17 protein-coding genes are annotated in these 17,841 nt (G+C 31.8%); 1 reads left to right on the top strand and 16 read right to left on the bottom strand.

Translation table 11 applies throughout. From position 1 onward, the window contains the following. Nucleotides 1-2 precede the first annotated feature (2 nt). The 15 genes from NST10_RS02390 to NST10_RS02320 form a co-directional block, all read right to left on the bottom strand. Nucleotides 3-542: a 5-formyltetrahydrofolate cyclo-ligase gene (locus NST10_RS02390; protein WP_000164553.1), complete on the bottom strand. Its 540-nt coding sequence runs from the start codon at nucleotides 540-542 to the stop codon at nucleotides 3-5. Between the two features lie 208 nt (nucleotides 543-750). Next, nucleotides 751-900 carry a 50S ribosomal protein L33 gene (gene rpmG, locus NST10_RS02385; RefSeq protein WP_001265709.1) on the bottom strand — a complete coding sequence of 50 codons (150 nt, stop codon included), beginning with the start codon at nucleotides 898-900 and terminating at the stop codon, nucleotides 751-753. 112 nt (nucleotides 901-1,012) lie between these two features. Then, nucleotides 1,013-3,088 (bottom strand): penicillin-binding protein 2, encoded by a 2,076-nt coding sequence (locus NST10_RS02380; RefSeq protein ID WP_000919764.1) that lies wholly within the window; start codon nucleotides 3,086-3,088, stop codon nucleotides 1,013-1,015. Between the two features lie 119 nt (nucleotides 3,089-3,207). After that, a complete protein-coding gene (locus NST10_RS02375) occupies nucleotides 3,208-3,807 on the bottom strand; it encodes a superoxide dismutase (RefSeq protein WP_000863556.1) in 600 nt (199 codons plus the stop codon). 275 nt (nucleotides 3,808-4,082) lie between these two features. After that, entirely contained in the window at nucleotides 4,083-4,493 is a 411-nt protein-coding gene (locus tag NST10_RS02370; protein WP_001095260.1) for a Fur family transcriptional regulator, read from the bottom strand. Continuing rightward, nucleotides 4,480-5,343, bottom strand: coding sequence for a metal ABC transporter permease (locus NST10_RS02365; RefSeq protein ID WP_000564316.1), 864 nt, complete (start codon nucleotides 5,341-5,343; stop codon nucleotides 4,480-4,482). Before NST10_RS02365 ends, NST10_RS02370 begins: the two co-directional genes overlap by 14 nt. Before the next feature lie 41 nt (nucleotides 5,344-5,384). Beyond that, a complete protein-coding gene (locus NST10_RS02360) occupies nucleotides 5,385-6,170 on the bottom strand; it encodes a metal ABC transporter ATP-binding protein (protein ID WP_001213908.1) in 786 nt (261 codons plus the stop codon). Between the two features lie 125 nt (nucleotides 6,171-6,295). Beyond that, nucleotides 6,296-7,186 carry a deoxyribonuclease IV gene (locus tag NST10_RS02355; RefSeq protein WP_000924211.1) on the bottom strand — a complete coding sequence of 297 codons (891 nt, stop codon included), beginning with the start codon at nucleotides 7,184-7,186 and terminating at the stop codon, nucleotides 6,296-6,298. Between the two features lie 9 nt (nucleotides 7,187-7,195). Then, nucleotides 7,196-8,542 carry a DEAD/DEAH box helicase gene (locus NST10_RS02350; RefSeq protein ID WP_303661269.1) on the bottom strand — a complete coding sequence of 449 codons (1,347 nt, stop codon included), beginning with the start codon at nucleotides 8,540-8,542 and terminating at the stop codon, nucleotides 7,196-7,198. 113 nt (nucleotides 8,543-8,655) lie between these two features. Beyond that, nucleotides 8,656-9,756: a Nif3-like dinuclear metal center hexameric protein gene (locus tag NST10_RS02345; protein WP_000683921.1), complete on the bottom strand. Its 1,101-nt coding sequence runs from the start codon at nucleotides 9,754-9,756 to the stop codon at nucleotides 8,656-8,658. A gap of 2 nt (nucleotides 9,757-9,758) precedes the next feature. Next, entirely contained in the window at nucleotides 9,759-10,436 is a 678-nt protein-coding gene (locus tag NST10_RS02340; RefSeq protein WP_000624581.1) for a tRNA (adenine(22)-N(1))-methyltransferase TrmK, read from the bottom strand. A gap of 130 nt (nucleotides 10,437-10,566) precedes the next feature. Further along, complete coding sequence (rpoD, locus tag NST10_RS02335) at nucleotides 10,567-11,673, bottom strand: RNA polymerase sigma factor RpoD (protein ID WP_001283055.1); 1,107 nt, start codon at nucleotides 11,671-11,673, stop codon at nucleotides 10,567-10,569. Between the two features lie 223 nt (nucleotides 11,674-11,896). After that, the gene (dnaG, locus tag NST10_RS02330) at nucleotides 11,897-13,696 is read right to left on the bottom strand and encodes a DNA primase (RefSeq protein ID WP_339210988.1); all 1,800 of its coding nucleotides are present in this window, start codon (nucleotides 13,694-13,696) and stop codon (nucleotides 11,897-11,899) included. 60 nt (nucleotides 13,697-13,756) lie between these two features. Then, nucleotides 13,757-14,575: a pyruvate, water dikinase regulatory protein gene (locus NST10_RS02325; protein ID WP_000411298.1), complete on the bottom strand. Its 819-nt coding sequence runs from the start codon at nucleotides 14,573-14,575 to the stop codon at nucleotides 13,757-13,759. 10 nt (nucleotides 14,576-14,585) lie between these two features. Further along, nucleotides 14,586-15,209: a helix-turn-helix transcriptional regulator gene (locus NST10_RS02320; RefSeq protein WP_001794939.1), complete on the bottom strand. Its 624-nt coding sequence runs from the start codon at nucleotides 15,207-15,209 to the stop codon at nucleotides 14,586-14,588. A 334-nt stretch (nucleotides 15,210-15,543) separates the two neighbouring features. On the opposite strand from NST10_RS02320, the gene NST10_RS02315 reads away from it, so the two are divergent. Then, nucleotides 15,544-16,935, top strand: coding sequence for a glycine--tRNA ligase (locus NST10_RS02315; RefSeq protein WP_001030080.1), 1,392 nt, complete (start codon nucleotides 15,544-15,546; stop codon nucleotides 16,933-16,935). A gap of 150 nt (nucleotides 16,936-17,085) precedes the next feature. On the opposite strand, the gene recO is transcribed toward NST10_RS02315, so the two are convergent. Further along, complete coding sequence (gene recO, locus NST10_RS02310) at nucleotides 17,086-17,832, bottom strand: DNA repair protein RecO (RefSeq protein ID WP_001574124.1); 747 nt, start codon at nucleotides 17,830-17,832, stop codon at nucleotides 17,086-17,088. Between the last annotated feature and the right edge of the window lie 9 nt (nucleotides 17,833-17,841).

The following is a 17,841-nucleotide window of genomic DNA, read 5'->3' as shown; positions in this document are numbered from 1 at the left end:
CACTATGCTGATTGATATATAATCAATTTATCGACTGGTTGATCGAATGATTCCGGTTCAAATGATGTTATTTGAAAATCGTATAATAAGCTTATTGTCTTTGTCTGATAATTAGCTAAAAACCTGTCATAATAGCCACCACCATACCCAATTCTATATCCATCGTCTTGAAATCCAACACCAGGAACAACAATTAAATCTAGGTTATTCGTTGTTTCACCTTTTGAAGTTGGATAGTAAATCCCCTTCTTATCTACATCAATATCTTTTAGATTAAATATCTCTTTAAAAGTCATTTGATGATTTAAATAATCCATTTTCGGCACAAAAATACGTTTATGATCCATTAAGGCTTGTTCAATAATAGAAAAAGTATCTACTTCATGATTAAAAGAAAGAACTAGCGCAATTGCGTTTGCTTCTTTGTATTCTTCAGTTGCAAAAAATTGATTTCTTAACCATGTGTCTGCTTTTCGCTTTTCAGCTTTATTAAAAGTCTTCATTTTATGTAAAATATATTTTCTAATCTCATTTTTAGTCACATTATCACCCACTTTATTCAATTCTATTATATCGTTAATAACAATACATGTCATTATGTTGTCATGATGAATTATGCGACAATTCTAAAATTTATTATTTCAATTGAAAATCTTTTATCATTTCATACGTGTGCACAATTAAAAAGGTGAAACCTCTTATTTTGAGATTTCACCTTTTTTATTGTTAATTTAAATTTAATTTTAATGATTATTTTGTTTCACGGTGTAAAGTTTGTTTGTTTTCACGTGAACAGAATTTCTTCATTTCAACACGTTCTGGATTATTTCTTTTGTTCTTAGTTGTAATGTAGTTTCTGTCACCACATTCCGTACAAGCTAAAGTTACGTTTACGCGCATGGTTATTCCTCCTTATCATTTCTAAATACGACTTTATTATTATACCAACATCTATAATATTTGCAAAGTTAAAATTTTACAACCATGCGCTACATAATCGTCAGGTTAAATTTTATTTGTCTTTGTCTTTATTTTTATCGTCTTTACCTAACTGCTTAAAGTAGTAGTTAATTACATCTCTACCTAAGTCTCCACCTGTTAACCATGGTGGTGGTACAGGCTGATTTGTATATACAATTGAAAACGCTAATTTTGGATCATCAATTGGCGCGTATCCTATATAAGTAGAGTTAACTCTTGGCTCTCCGTTTTGGAACACTTCAGCGGTACCAGTTTTACCAGCAGTAGGCACTACTGTATCTTTAAAACTAACATATCCAGTACCATCTTTATCATTAAATGCCATTTTGAATCCTTCTTGAATTTGTTTGATTTCTTTTTCAGTATTATTAACCTTGTTCAAGACAGTGCCATTAATTTTCTTCTTGAGTGGACCAACATCATCTTTATTAGTTGATTCATGAATCGTTAATCCAATGTGTGGTTGTATTCTATAACCATCATTCGCTATAGTTGAAACATATTGTGATAATTGTAATGGTGTATAGGTATCATATTGACCAATTGATAAATCTAGATAATTACCTGGATTATTTGTTAATGGTTCGATTTGACCTTTTGTTTCATTTGGTAAATCTATACCTGTTTTCACACCTAAGCCTACTTGATTCAATCCTCTTCTTAGCTTTTGGGCAGGTGAACTTATGTCTGATGGTAAAGCCATACCAGAATAATAAGGGTCTCCCGCTAATTTTAATGCTGTTTTAAACATATATACGTTTGATGAATGCATCAAAGCTTGCTTATCATTAATAGATACATGCCCGTTTTTATTAAAGTATGATCGTTTTGTCAAACCACCTTGGAAATGTAATGGTTCATCGACCATTGTTTCTCCAACTTTGATAGCTTTATTCTGATAACCAGCTAATAATGTTCCACCTTTTACAGAAGATCCAACTGCAAATTGAGAAGTAAACGTACCAATGTCATAATCAGTCATTTTACCACTCTTATTAATCTGCTTTCCGGCAAGCGCAAGAATGTCTCCATTTTTAGGATTTTGTACAACCATCATAGCATTATCCATATCTTTTGCACCTTGGCTGCGAAGCTTCTTAATTTGTTTATCTAATAATGCTTCTACTTCTTTTTGAAGATCTATATCGATCGTCAATTTCAAATCTTGACCGCGAGCACCAGGATTTAACACTTCTGAAGATGTAACTTTACCAGATTTGTCCGTTGTGTATTTCATTTCTTTCTTCTTACCACGCAATACATCTTCATATTGATATTCTAGGTAAGATTTTCCAACACGATCATTGCGTGAATATCCTTTGGATAAGTAATGTTCTGTCAATTCTTTGGGAATACCTTCAGCAGGTGTCGATACATCTCCGAATATACCTCTTAAAGTGTCGCCATATGGGTATTTTCTATCCCAATCCATAGACGTGTTAACACCTGGTAATTTGGAAAGTTGCTGAGAAACTGCTGCATACTCTTTTTCACTGACATCTTCATTTTTTATCATTTGTGGATCTAAAACTGTTCCTGCATTCATCTCTCGAAAAATGGCTAAAACTTGTAAATCTTTAGAAGACAATTCATCTAATTGTGATTTTCCGATTTTCGATAACAGTTGTTTATCATATTGATCTTGTTTAATACTTCCATCTGCTAACATAGCTTGTTCTTTTGTCATCATTGCTTTTGCTTTTTTAGGATGCAACTGAATCCAGAAATCTTTTTTATCACGTTCTGTAATCTTCTTAGTATCCATCTTGATTAGCTTTGATAACTTTTCAGCCGTATCCAACATTTCCGATTGTGTTGTTTTTCGACCCCTAGTATATGTAATAGCCATTTTAGAAGCATTATCAACTAAAACTTTCCCATTTCTGTCTAAAATACGACCTCTTGGCACAGACTCATTCACTGTAATGTTTTCATCATTTTTTATAATTTGTTTATAATGTGAGCCTTGTGCGATTTGTAAATAACCTAAACGTAGTACTAGTACTGCAAAAATAAATACAATCACACCAAATATAAAGTTAATTCTCTTGTTAATTGTATTTTGAACGATTTCATCATTTGATTTTTCTTTTAGTCTTTTTAACAAAACTACCTACCTCTATTCAAAGTCTTTCACTTTAAATCATATATGAATTTAGAAATTATTTCTATCTTTTTGACAAAAAATAACGGTCTCATTTAAGAGACCGAACAAGTAATCATACTTTATTTTGTTGCATTATATAATTCGTCAACTTTTTCCCAGTTAACTACATTCCAAAATGCGCCAATGTAGTCAGGGCGTTTGTTTTGATATTTTAGGTAATAAGCGTGTTCCCATACGTCTAAACCTAAAATAGGTGTTTTACCCTCAGTTAATGGATTATCTTGGTTTGGTGTAGTCACAATTTCTAACTGGCCATTGTTTACGACTAACCAAGCCCAACCTGAACCAAAGCGTGCAGCTGCTTTGTCAGCAAATTCTTTTTTAAATTCTTCTAAAGAACCCCATTGTTCTTTAATTTTTTCTACTACAGTACCTTTTTCTTCTGAGTTTGGTGAAAGTAACTCCCAGAATAATGAATGGTTTAAATGTCCACCGCCATTATTACGTACAGCAGTTTGGATGTTAGCTGGTACACTGTCTAAATTAGCAACAATTTCTTCAATAGATTTAGATTCTAAATCTGTACCTTCTACTGCAGCATTTAATTTCGTAACATAAGTGTTATGATGTCTGTCATGGTGAATTTCCATAGTTTCTTTGTCAAAATGTGGTTCTAATGCATCAAATGCGTATGGTAATTTTGGTAATTCAAAAGCCATAAATAATCATCCTCCTAAAATGTCTGTAAGTAAATAATAACAAGCAGTGACTGGTTCAACAAAGAATTTGCTTAAATTCTACTACTTATTATTTTCTCTACTCATTTAATATAACTCAAATCAAAAATAATTAAACATTTTGTATATAAAAAGTTAACAGATTTGCCATAAAATCATACGAACGGAGTATGAAATGAACCTTTATCTTCTATAATTTAAAAAATGAGATTTATGCATACATCTGACCAAATGTGCATAAATCTCATTTCTTTATATTAATCTTGGCAAGACTCACATACACCATAAACTTCAAGTTTGTGTTTGTGAATATTAACACCAGGTAGTGATAATTTTATCTGATCTATTGGACAATAATCTATTACCTTTGTATCTCCACACTTTTCACAGATAAAATGATGATGATGATGATTTGTACAAGCAATTCTAAACTTCATTTCACCATCAAGTTCTGTATTTTCAATAATCCCTAAATCTTTAAATAAGTGCAGGTTTCTATATATTGTGTCGAATGAAATTCCAGGATAATTTTCATCCATAACTTGTTGTATATACTTTGCGTTTATATACTTATCTTCTTCGACAAAAATATCTAACATATCTTTACGTTTATCTGTATATTTTAAACCGTTCTCTTTTAAAATTTTAATAGCATCATTTGTATTCATTGATATTAGCTCCCTTTTTAAACTTCATTCGCATTTTCTGATAAGCCATTGTAATCATAAGTAAAATAACTAGTAGAACTACAATTACACCACCCGGAGAAATGTCCATATAGAAAGCTAGGACTAAGCCTAATATTACTGATAATTCACCTAAAAATACACTTAGTAATATCAATTGCTTAAAACTTTTTGTTATTCGCATACTTATTGCAATTGGTAACGTGATTAACGCACTTACTAACAGTATCCCTACAACACGCATTGAGGCAGAAATAACCATCGCTACAATAACAATAAATAAAAATTGAATCCATTTAGGAATGCCAATGACTTTACTATATTCCTCATCAAATGACAATATAAATAATTCTTTATAAAACAATGTAATAAACAGAACAACTATGATGGCAATGACAATAATCGTTGTTAAATCACTTATATTCACTGCGCTTATTGAGCCAAATAGCAATCCAACAATTTCTTGATTGAACCCATCAGCTAATGAAATGAAGATTGCACTCAAGGCGATACCAGCACTCATTATAATTGGAATAGCAATTTCTTGGTAAGCAGTGTATGACGTTCTTAATTTTTCAATTAGTAGCGCACCTACTATTGCGAATAAGATTCCAAACCACATTGGATTAATAAATACTAGTGTTGGCATAATAGTAAGTAAAAACATACCGAAGGATATACCACCTAAAGTTACATGGCTTAGAGCATCAGCTATAAGTGATAGTCGTCTAACAACGATAAAAGCACCGATTAGAGGCGCAATAAAACCTATCAAGATACCACTAATTAAAGAGTACCTCATAAAATCAAAATTCAATAATGCATCTATCAATTGTGACACGCCTTTCCATTTTAAATAAACTCAAATCTTTATTAATTACAACATTCTCGATTATGCTGATGATCGACAAAACGTACAGGATGTCCATAAATTTTTGAAATTTCAACTTCATCAAGTGATTTAAACTCATCAGTTGTACCATGGAAATGCAAATGCTTATTTAAACATGCTACTTCAGTAGCAGTATCTGCTACAACACCAATATCATGAGTAACTAAGATAATAGTGATACCTTCTTGTTTTAATTGATCTAAAGTATTATAAAATTCACTTACATGTTTTGCATCAATACCATTCGTCGGTTCATCAAGTACTAATACTGCAGGTTCTGAAATCAATGCTCGAGCAATCATTACACGTTGTTGTTGACCACCTGATAATTCTGCTATATTTTTATGAATTAAATCACTTATATTCAGTCTTTCTAGTACTTTAATCACTTTTTCATTATCTTTGCTATTAAATGTTTGGAAAAGACGTTTTGTCTTTGTTAATCCGCTTAAAACAACTTCTTTAACACTTGCTGGGAAACCTGAATTAAAGGCATTTGCTTTTTGTGATACATAGCTTAATTTAATTGATGTTTTCTTATTTTTAAAATCAATACCTTCAACAAAAATCTCACCACTTTGTAAAGGTAATAATCCTAGAATCAACTTCAATAATGTTGATTTACCAGCACCATTTGGTCCAACAATTGCTAAAAATTCACCTTTATTTATTTTAATGTTTATATTTTCTAACACTTTTTTATGATCATAGTAGTAATTGACATTTTTCAATTCAAAGACTGGTGTCATCGTATTCTCACCTCGCATTCAACTATACAACTCCTAGTAACATATGTAAACAGTAATGTTTACGACTCAAAATTAGACAAAATAAAGAGATATGCCCCCTTCAAGTTTTATTTATCGCATTTCTTGAAGAGAGCATTATCATTTTATTGTTGCATAACCTTATTTTTTAATTCTGGGTCAAAATGCTGTTGTTTTAACATTTCAATTTCAAGTTTATATGGCGGTTTTTTATTTTTCTTATCTTCACCAACATAAGGTGTTTCTAAGATTTTCGGAATATCTTTAAAACTATCATGATGCACAATGTAATTTAATGCATCAAAACCAATGTAACCGAAGCCAATATTTTCATGTCGGTCTTTTTGAGCGCCACGGTCATTTTTAGAATCATTGACATGAACAACTTTAATCCTGTCGACTCCAATGATTTTATCAAATTCATTTAATACGCCATCAAAGTCCTCTTTCACATTATATCCAGCATCATGCGTATGACATGTATCAAAACATACTGATAAACGTTCGTTATTATGAACTCCATCAATAATACGTGCTAACTCTTCAAACGAGCGACCAATCTCTGTACCTTTACCTGCCATCGTTTCAAGCGCAATACGTACATTATTGTCATTCGTTAAAACTTCATTTAATCCTTCAATAATCTTATTAATTCCGGCATCAACACCAGCTCCAACATGTGCACCTGGATGTAATACAATATCTTTAGCGCCTATAGCTTGCGTTCTTTCAATTTCTTGTTGCAAGAAATCTACACCAAGATTAAACGTTTCTGGTTTGGTTGTATTTGCAATATTAATGATGTATGGTGCATGAACAACAATATTAGATAAGCCATATTTTTCCATCACTTCATGACCTTTAGTTATATTTAAATCTTCAATACTTTTACGGCGCGTGTTTTGAGGTGCACCAGTATAAATCATAAATGTTGTTTCACCATATTCATGCGCTTCTATAGCAGAACCTTCTAACATCTTTTTACCACTCATTGAAACATGTGATCCTAATAACATAAAACACACCTAACCTTTTTTGTTTTGCTTACGTTTTTGTCTATTTTGCTGCTTACTAAATTGTTTACGCTCTTGACGTTTCATTTTTTCAACTTCTTGTTTAAATTTCTTCTTATAACCTGGTTTAACTTTGTTTTTAATTTTACTTCGAACTTTGTTCTTCACTTGATTAGTTAAATGGTCATCTTTGCGCATTCTTGCTTGACGCTGATTGTGCGCTTTAACTTCTTTTAACTCACCATCTTTAATATCAACAGTATTGAAAACAAAACCGCGATCTTCTATTAATGAAATATTGTGTTCTTCATCAGGACTATAAAGCGTAATTGCTACACCTTTATAATTCCCACGGCCAGTTCGGCCGACTCTATGTGTAAAGAAGTCAATATCATTTGGCACATCAAAATTGATGACATGACTAACACCTTCAATATCAATACCACGAGATGCTAAATCGCTGGCTATAACGTATTGGAATTCTAAATTACGTATACGTTTCATTTGTTGTTTACGTTCACGTGGCGTTAAACCACCATGAATCATACCAACTTTAATACCAGCTTCATTTAGTGAACGTGCTAAATCATTTGCGTTATCTCTACTATTACAGAAAACAATACATAAGTATGGATTTAGTATATCAATTAAATTTAAAGTCTTTTCAACTTTAGCTGCACCTTTAGTAGGTATTAAAAAGAATTCGATGTTCTTTTTATTTTGTTTTTTACTGTCGACAGCTACATATTCTGGATGACTTAAATATTTATTTAAAAATGGTTGTAACTGTTCTGGAATTGTAGCACTAAACACCGCAATATTTGCATTATCTTCCAATCTTGCAGCGATGTAATCTACATCTTCAATTAATCCTAAGTCAATCATAAGATCCGCTTCATCAATAACTAAATATGATGCTAAGTGCACATGTAAATGTCCCGTTTTAGCTAAATCATTAATTCTAGTAGGGGTACCTATAATCAATTGAGGTTGTGCATTACAACGTTGTCTATCTTTCTCTATATCTGTACCACCAATAAAAACTTTAACTGAAACACCAGCTTTAAATTGGCTTAAATGGTTCGCTGCATCGTATAGTTGTTGTGCAAGTTCTCTTGTTGGTGCAACTACGATTGCTTGTGGTTCTTTTATTTCACTATCAATTAACTGCATTAATGGTAATAAAAATGCATGAGATTTCCCTGTACCCGTTTGAGATTGACCAATTAAATTTGTTCTCTTTAGTATTCTTGGAATAATTCGATTCTGAATTTCAGTTGTTTTTTCAAAATTAAGGTCTTTCACAGCGTCAATTAAACTAGATTCTAGATTAAATTGTTCGAATGGATGTTTTGCCATGATTTGGCCTCCTTATATGTTCATCTTTACTATTATAAAGTATAAATGTGCTATTTTAAATAAAAATATTAAAACCTCGAAATTTCAAAATTTAGAAATCCCGAGATTTTAGTTTAAATATATTCAAATGGATCTGTATTAATTGTAGATGCTTCAACATCTATATTTATTTTTTCTGTATTGAACCAATTCATTAGTAACGTTTTTAAACCTTCTTTCATCACATATTCGCTGTAATGATTAATATCAATTAAGTTCACACCATGAATTTTAGCATCTAAGGCATCATGATGTTTAATATCACCTGTAACAAAGACATCTGCGCCTTGTTGAACAGCTTGATATTCATATCCAATACCTGAACCACCAATAATTGCAATACGTTTAATTTTCTGATTAGACTCACCAACAAAACGGACACTTGGGATATTTAATTTAGATTTAATATTAGCTGCGAAATCTTCCAATGTCATTTGATTATCCACTTCTGCCATAACGCCAAGTCCATAAAGAGATGTTTGTTTTATCTCAATAAAATCAAATACCGGTGTTTCATATGGATGGTATTGTTTAATTAATTGCTCAGCCCATGACTTTTGACATGCATCTATCATAAATTCAATTTTAACTTCATCTACATATTCAATTTTATCAATTTGTCCTATTGTTGGATTAGCTTCACCAACTGGTTTGAATTGCCCTCTTCCTTCACTTTCAAAGAAACAATATTCATAATTACCTTCTTGTGCTAATCCATTTTCACTAAGCTTATCTTTAAATGGTCCAACATTATCCTTAGGTATATATGTTTGAACTTTATAGTATACATCTTGTTGATTATTTATTATTGAAATGTTCTTCAATCCCATCGCCTTCGCCAACATCATATTGACACCATGAGGATTTACATCTAAATTTGTATGCATCGCTATTAAATTAATGTCATGTTGAATTAGTTTTCTAATAATCAAACCATAACCATTAGCTTTTAATGATGTTACACCTTTAAAGATTAGAGGATGATGACTAATAATAGTATTATAACCTTTTTCGATTGCTTCATTTACTACTTCCAACGTACAGTCTAATGCTGTTAAAACACCAGTAACTTCAACATCTTCATCACCTATTAACAATCCTACATTATCCCAAGATTCAGCAGTTCTAAATGGCACATGATGATCTAACAATGTCATTAAATCAGCTATTTTCATTACTATAACACCCTTTCAATTACAGCAATTTCGTCATTAATTTGAGCTAAACGTTGACGATGTTGTTCAGTATTGAGTTTCGATTTAATATGATAAAGTGCTTCTAACTCTCTTTGCCATTTTTTTATAAAATATTCATTTTTGTTATTCAGCAATTTTGGTCCGAATTTCAATTCATCAGATGATAGCTCTATTAATTGCGTAGAATATTCTGCTACAACAATTTCATAAATATGGCCTTTTTCTTCCATTATTATTTCATCAATTATTTCATAATTCAATTGTTGTAATGTTTGTCTTAAATTTTCAGTTTGGATATTACTTTGTAAAATCAACCTTGGATGTTGACTTAACTTATCTTGCCCATCTTTTAAAATTTTAGCGATAAGTGGTCCGCCCATACCACAAATTGTGATATTATCGATTACATCCTCAGGATGAATAACACTTAAGCCATCCCCTAAACGTACATCAATTCTATCTACTAATTGGTTTGCAGCTACATTTTTCACAGCAGCTTGAAAAGGGCCTTGAATAACTTCTCCAGCAATACCGCATTCGCATAAATGGTTTTGTATTGCATAGATTGGCAAATAAGCATGATCTGAGCCAATATCCGCGATTGTACCTTGTTTTAAAAATCGACTTACCGTCGTTAATCGGTTATTTAACGAAATCATTTTATTCTCCTTTATGAAAAAAGAGGTTGAACATTATTCAATGTACCAACCTCACTCAAGTTAAATCTTAATCTAAAAATAAATAAGCGTTTATTCATGTCTTGGTATCAATCATTAAAATTGATATAAATTAATCCATAAAGTCTTTCAAACGTTTACTACGACTTGGATGTCTTAATTTTCTAAGTGCTTTTGCTTCGATTTGTCGAATACGTTCACGTGTAACACCGAAAACTTTACCAACTTCTTCAAGTGTTCTTGTTCTGCCGTCATCAAGACCAAATCTTAATCGTAATACATTTTCTTCTCTATCAGTTAATGTATCAAGCACATCTTCTAATTGCTCTTTTAATAATTCATAAGCAGCATGATCTGAAGGACTTTGTGCTTCCTGATCCTCAATAAAGTCCCCTAAATGACTATCATCTTCTTCACCAATTGGTGTTTCTAATGAAACAGGTTCTTGCGCAATTTTTAAAATTTCACGAACTTTTTCTGCTGGTAAATCCATTTCTTCACCAATTTCTTCTGGTGCTGGATCTCGACCTAAGTCCTGTAATAATTGACGTTGAACACGAATTAATTTATTAATTGTTTCTACCATATGCACAGGGATACGAATTGTACGTGCTTGGTCAGCAATTGCACGAGTGATTGCTTGTCTAATCCACCATGTTGCATATGTTGAAAACTTAAATCCTTTGTTAAAGTCAAATTTTTCAACAGCTTTAATAAGACCCATATTACCTTCTTGGATTAAATCAAGGAATAACATACCACGACCTACGTATCTTTTAGCAATACTTACAACTAAACGTAAGTTCGCTTCTGCAAGTCTTGATTTTGCTACTTCATCACCTTGTTCAATACGTTTGGCTAATTCGATTTCTTCTTGTGCACTTAATAAGTTAACACGCCCAATTTCTTTAAGGTACATACGAACTGGGTCATTTATTTTAACACCTGGAGGGGCACTAAGATCACTTGGATTCAGTTTCTCGTCAGTATCTGAACTATCTTTTTCATTAACTAGTGAAATATCATTATCATTTAATTGATCAAAGAAATCATCCATTTGATCAGAGTCGATATCGAAATTCTGAAGTTTTTCAGCAATTTCTTCATGACTTAAATGACCCTCTTTTTTACCTTTTTCAATTAATTGCTTCTTAACATCTTCTAATGTTAATGTCGGATCAATTGTTTGTTTTTTAATTTTAACTGTGTTATCAGACATGAAACGGCCTCCCGATTTTAAATATGAACATTCGAAATTTATTCAATATTGCTATTTTAAACTAAATTCTTAATTAATTCATCCATATTTTTAATTTTATTTTACAAATAGGAACTAATCCCAATATTTATTTTTCAATAGTGTTGTTTAAATGCGGTAACTATCATTTACCCTTATACATTTTGACATAATCATTATTCGTATTATTCTTTAAAACCACATGCTACATGCGTTCTTTATTCTTAGCAACAATTTGCTGTAAATAGTATTTCTGTAATTCTACATCGCCAATCCTTGTAGCTTCCCTTAATTTATGGTTCAATGACTCAATTGTTTCTTGTCCGTTTTCATTAATTACATTGACATAATCATCAATTTCATTTTCATATGGTTCATCATTCAAACTATATTGTTCTAAGCTAATTAGTGTTTCTCTCAACTCATTTGAATTAACATACTGCACAGCATCACTGATATTATATTGATCATTTTCCGCATAAAAATCATGTAAGACTTCGAATACATATTTAAAATGCTGATTTGTGAAGTTATCCTTATCAACACTTTCATAATAATTTAAAAATGTATCTTTATCTCTCATTAAATGTTTTAAAAATGCTCGCTCCGCTTTTTCTTGACGGCTCAAATTGTCAAATTGTGCCATACCAATTGGCTCAGGTTCAATGTAACCGCCATACTCATCTTCTGGATAATAATTGGCTGGTACTTGATTGAATTGTATTTCGTTTGCTAATTGCTCAGGACTAACATTGAAAAATGGTGCAACATCATTTAAAGCCTTTTGTTGCAAAATCGATGACTTCATAAGTGAAATGTCATGACTCAGTTCTTTCAAATAACGTTCATATGAAAGGTCATTATGTGCAATTTCATCTTTTAATATACTCACTTTATAATGTGCAAATGACTTTTTGTCATTTTTTACAAAAGCAGTAAATGCGTCGTTGCCATACTTACCAATGTATTCATCAGGATCCATGCCAGATGGCAATTGTATAACAAATACATTTAGCCCTTGCTGTAACAAATGTTGACCTGTTTTAAGTGTTGCTTCACTACCCGCAAAATCCCCATCAAACATTAATGTTATATTTGATGTTAACTTTCGTATAAAGGTAATATGTTCATCTGACAACTGTGTACCCATTGTTGCAACAACGTTTTTCAAGCCAGCAGTATCAGATTTTATAACATCCATAAAACCTTCTAGTAATACAATTTCATCTAATTTTCTAATTGATTTACGTGCTTTATCTAAGTTATATAACAACTTTCTTTTTTGAAAGATAGGTGTTTCAGGACTATTTAGGTATTTTGGTTCTTGACCGGTATATGTTCGACCTGAATATCCAACAATTCTTCCTTGCGCATTTTTCAAAGGAAACATAATACGATTTCGAAATCTATCGTAATAACTGAAGTTTTCTTCGTTACGTGATAATAATCCGGCTTCATATGCTAATTCAATATCGTAACCCTTTTTTTGAAGAAAATCATGACAAAAATGTGAGCTATCGGGTGCAAAGCCAATGCCTCGCTCTTTAATAAGCGCATCTGTAAAACCACGTTCTTGTAAGTACGTTAATGCTTGTTCGCCTTCGACTGTCTTTGTTAAAGCGTAATAGTAAAATTCTTGTATTAACTCATGCATTTCAATCATTTGTAAATCATCAGAAGCAATTTGAACATTTGAGTTAGATTGTGTTGCCTCAATATCTACAGCAACATTAACTCTATCACCTAATTCTTTAACCGCTTCAACAAATGATATGTCTTTAATTTCTTGAGTAAATTGAAAAACATTGCCACCTTTTTTACAACCAAAACAATGGCAAATTTGTTTATCTTCAGAAACTGTAAATGAAGGTGTCTTTTCATCATGAAAAGGACACAAACCTATATAATTGCGTCCTCTCTTTTCTAATTTTACATATTCACTTACCAAGTCTAAAATATCGGTTTTATCTTTTATTTCATTAATGATCGATTGATCTATTCGCAAATTAAATCACCTATTAAGCATTAGTTATACTATTATACCTAATTTTTGACAAAAATGAAATCATTTCGATTTATTTTGTTCAATATAATGGATTATATCGTTTGCTGTTTCTTCGATTGCTTTTTGAGAAACATCAATGACAGGACATCCAATTTCACTTACGATTTCTTCAAAGTAATTCAATTCTTCTTGAATTCGTGCTTCTGTTGCATATCGAGCTGTGTCACCTAGTCCTAATTGTTTTAGTCGCTCTTTTCTAATGCGATTTAATTTTTCTTCACTTATTTTAAGTGCGATACATTTCTTTGGATCAATATCATATAAGCCATCTGGCGGTGTCACTTCTGGTACAATCGGTACATTCATAACTTTGTAACTTTTATGCGCTAAATACTGGGATAATGGTGTCTTTGAAGTTCTCGAAATACCAAGTAAAACAATATCAGCTTTAGGTAATCCTTTAGGATCTTTACCATCATCATATTTAACTGCAAACTCTATCGCATCAATTTTCTTGAAATATGCATCATCTAATCTATGAACGATACCTGGCTCATTATAAGGTTTTTCTTCAACTGATGCTGATAATAAATCCATTAATGGCCCCATAATATCGACGGACTTCAATTGGAATTCTGCTACTTTCTCACTCATATATTGCTTCATTTCAGGTTTAATAAGTGTATAAACAATGATAGCATTTGTATCTTTAGCAACTTGAATCACTTCATCAACATCTTCAAAAGATTCAATATATGGATATCTTAATAATTCATTTTTACATTGCTTAGGATTAAATTGTGAAATACCTGCCCTAGCAACTAACTCTGCCGTTTCACCTATAGAATCTGAAGCTACGATAATTTTAATTTTTTCCATTACTTCTCACCTATTCTTTATATAATGCTACTAATAACTTAGCTATTGTTGTTTTGGAAATTCTTCCAATTACTTCATACTTTTGATTATCTTTTTTTCTTACAATTGGAATCGAATCAATTTCTTTTTCAATCATTCTATCTGCTGCGTATATGACTAATTCGCTTTCCTCTAAATAAGTGACATTAGGCATACGTGTCATATTAACACTGATAGGTACTGTATGAATATCTGCTCCAATCATTGAAGCTCTTAATAAATCTTTTCTTGAACACACACCAACAAAATCGTTATCTTCATTAATAATAAATAATGTACTTACATCTTCTAAAAAAATTGTACAAATAGCGTCATAAACTGTTGTATTCTCTCTTAGCACAACAGGTTGAGACATATAGTCCTTAACCTCAAATTGTCGAAGTTTTTCATTAAAAAATTTACCTTTTGATTTACCTGAATAATAATATCCAACTCGGGGACGCGCTTCTAAAAAACCTGACATTGTTAATATCGCTAAATCTGGTCTAAGCGTTGCTCTTGTTAAATTCAACTTATCTGCTATTTGTTCACCAGTAATGGGTCCTTGAGTTTTAACAATTTCGATGATTCGTTCTTGTCTTTGACTGAGTTCTATAGGTCTTCACCCCTTTTTTATTCACTTATTATTATACCGATATTTCTTTCATGTCACAAACACATTAATTTTACTTGCCTTTAAATAATCTATCAATTAGAATAAACGTACAGCGAGTTAAGGATAGTGTAAGCTTAACAATAAGATTGGCGCAACGAATCATTTTAAAATAAAAGCGAGTGACTACACTAATTTGGGTGGAACCGCGGGTTAAATACGTAACTTATTTTGTATTATATACAATTTAAAATATTAACTCGTCCCATGGAAGTAAAGCATATTTACTATGCTGTTATTTTCCATGGGGCGTTTTCATGTATGAGGAGAGGTAATTATGGCAAAAGATATGGATACAATTGTTTCATTAGCAAAACACAGAGGTTTTGTGTTCCCTGGTAGTGATATTTACGGTGGTTTATCAAACACATGGGATTATGGTCCTTTAGGTGTTGAATTAAAGAATAATGTTAAAAAAGCTTGGTGGCAAAAATTCATTACACAATCACCGTTTAACGTTGGTATCGATGCTGCAATCTTAATGAATCCAAAAGTATGGGAAGCTTCAGGACACTTAAACAACTTCAACGACCCAATGATTGATAATAAAGATAGTAAAATTCGATATCGCGCTGATAAATTAATTGAAGATTATATGCAAGATGTTAAAGGTGATGAAAACTTCATTGCCGATGGTTTAAGTTTTGAACAAATGAAAAAAATTATTGACGATGAAGGTATTGTTTGTCCTGTAAGTAAAACTGCTAACTGGACTGAAATTCGCCAATTCAATTTAATGTTTAAAACATTCCAAGGTGTAACTGAAGATTCTACAAATGAAATTTTCTTACGTCCTGAAACAGCACAAGGTATTTTTGTAAACTATAAAAACGTGCAACGTTCAATGCGTAAAAAATTACCATTTGGTATCGGTCAAATTGGTAAATCATTCCGTAATGAAATCACTCCAGGTAACTTCATTTTCAGAACAAGAGAATTTGAACAAATGGAACTTGAATTCTTCTGTAAACCTGGTGAAGAAATCGAATGGCAAAATTATTGGAAAACTTTTGCAAGTGACTGGTTAACAAGCTTAAATATGAGTAGTGAAAATATGCGTTTACGTGATCATGATGAAGATGAATTATCTCATTACTCAAATGCAACAACTGATATTGAATATAAATTCCCATTTGGTTGGGGTGAGTTATGGGGTATCGCAAGTCGTACAGACTTCGACTTACGTAAACATGCTGAACACTCTGGTGAAGATTTCAGATACCACGATCCAGAAACGAACGAAAAATATATTCCATATTGTATCGAGCCATCACTTGGTGCAGATCGTGTAACATTAGCTTTCTTATGTGATGCATATGATGAAGAAGGCGTTGAAGGTAGTAAAGATGCACGTACAGTTTTACACTTCCATCCTGCATTAGCACCATATAAAGCAGCGATTTTACCTTTAAGCAAGAAATTATCTGGCGAAGCGATTAAGATTTTTGAGCAATTAAGTTCTAAATTCTCAATCGATTTCGATGAATCACAATCTATCGGTAAAAGATATCGTCGTCAAGATGAAATTGGTACACCTTATTGTGTAACATTCGACTTTGATTCATTAGAAGATAATCAAGTTACAGTACGTGACAGAGATTCAATGGAACAAGTTCGTATGCCAATCTCAGAGTTAGAAGCTTTCTTAACTGAAAAAACAAAATTCTAATTAAAAAGACTCTCCACCATATGTGGTGGCTATATAATTTATAAAAAGAGATACTGGTTAGTAAAATTGCCAGTATCTCTTTTCTATTCGAAAAAGGTATTCAAATAAACACATCTATGTGGCTACTTGAATACCTTTTATTATTTTATGTTATTGTTCCAATCTTTTTAATTGGTTGATTAGTTTCTGACTTTTAAAAAACATACCTGCATATTCACGATATAACATTAAAATGATATCTGACATTTCATCAATAATTTCTTGATGGATATTCAATGAATTCATTTTATCTATTGGTAATTTTTGTAATACATCTAATAAATATAGTGTTTTATTCGATAATATAACTGCATGTACATCTTTAGAAGCCTCTTGCCTTGAAATAGCACCGTCATACTTAAAACTATAACCTATTAAATCTGCTTGTGTGTCATTACCACTCACAGCACAGCGATTAAATGATGCGGTAAAACCAAATCGTTTCATACACTTTAACATAACAACGACTGACATTAACTGTGCAGATGTACCTGATTCTATTTTTTCAAGAACAAATTGTAATAATTGATAGTTATATGGTGCAACGTCCCCTTCATCCATTGAACGCTCAATAGTTTCAGCTGCCAGAGACGCATAACTGCTTACGTAAAGGTCCATTTGTAATTTATAATGTTGACTAATAACATCTACAGAATTTAACGTTCCCATACCTCGCCACTTATTGTAAATAAACAAACCATAAACAAACAATTGCGTTTGCGCTTGCAAACCCGTCTTAACTTTTTTAGCACGCCTTGCCATAAGTGGTACTTTTGCACCATGCTCATTTAAAATCGTGATAATTTTATCAGATTCACCATAATCAACTGCTTTGATGATAATCCCTTTTTGGCGCATTAACAATTA

It is taken from the genome of Staphylococcus sp. FSL W8-0305, from assembly GCF_037966415.1.
GTDB lineage: Bacteria > Bacillota > Bacilli > Staphylococcales > Staphylococcaceae > Staphylococcus > Staphylococcus aureus.
The sequence above is the reverse complement of the archived record's forward strand: the minus strand, read 5'-3'. Positions and strand labels throughout refer to the sequence as shown.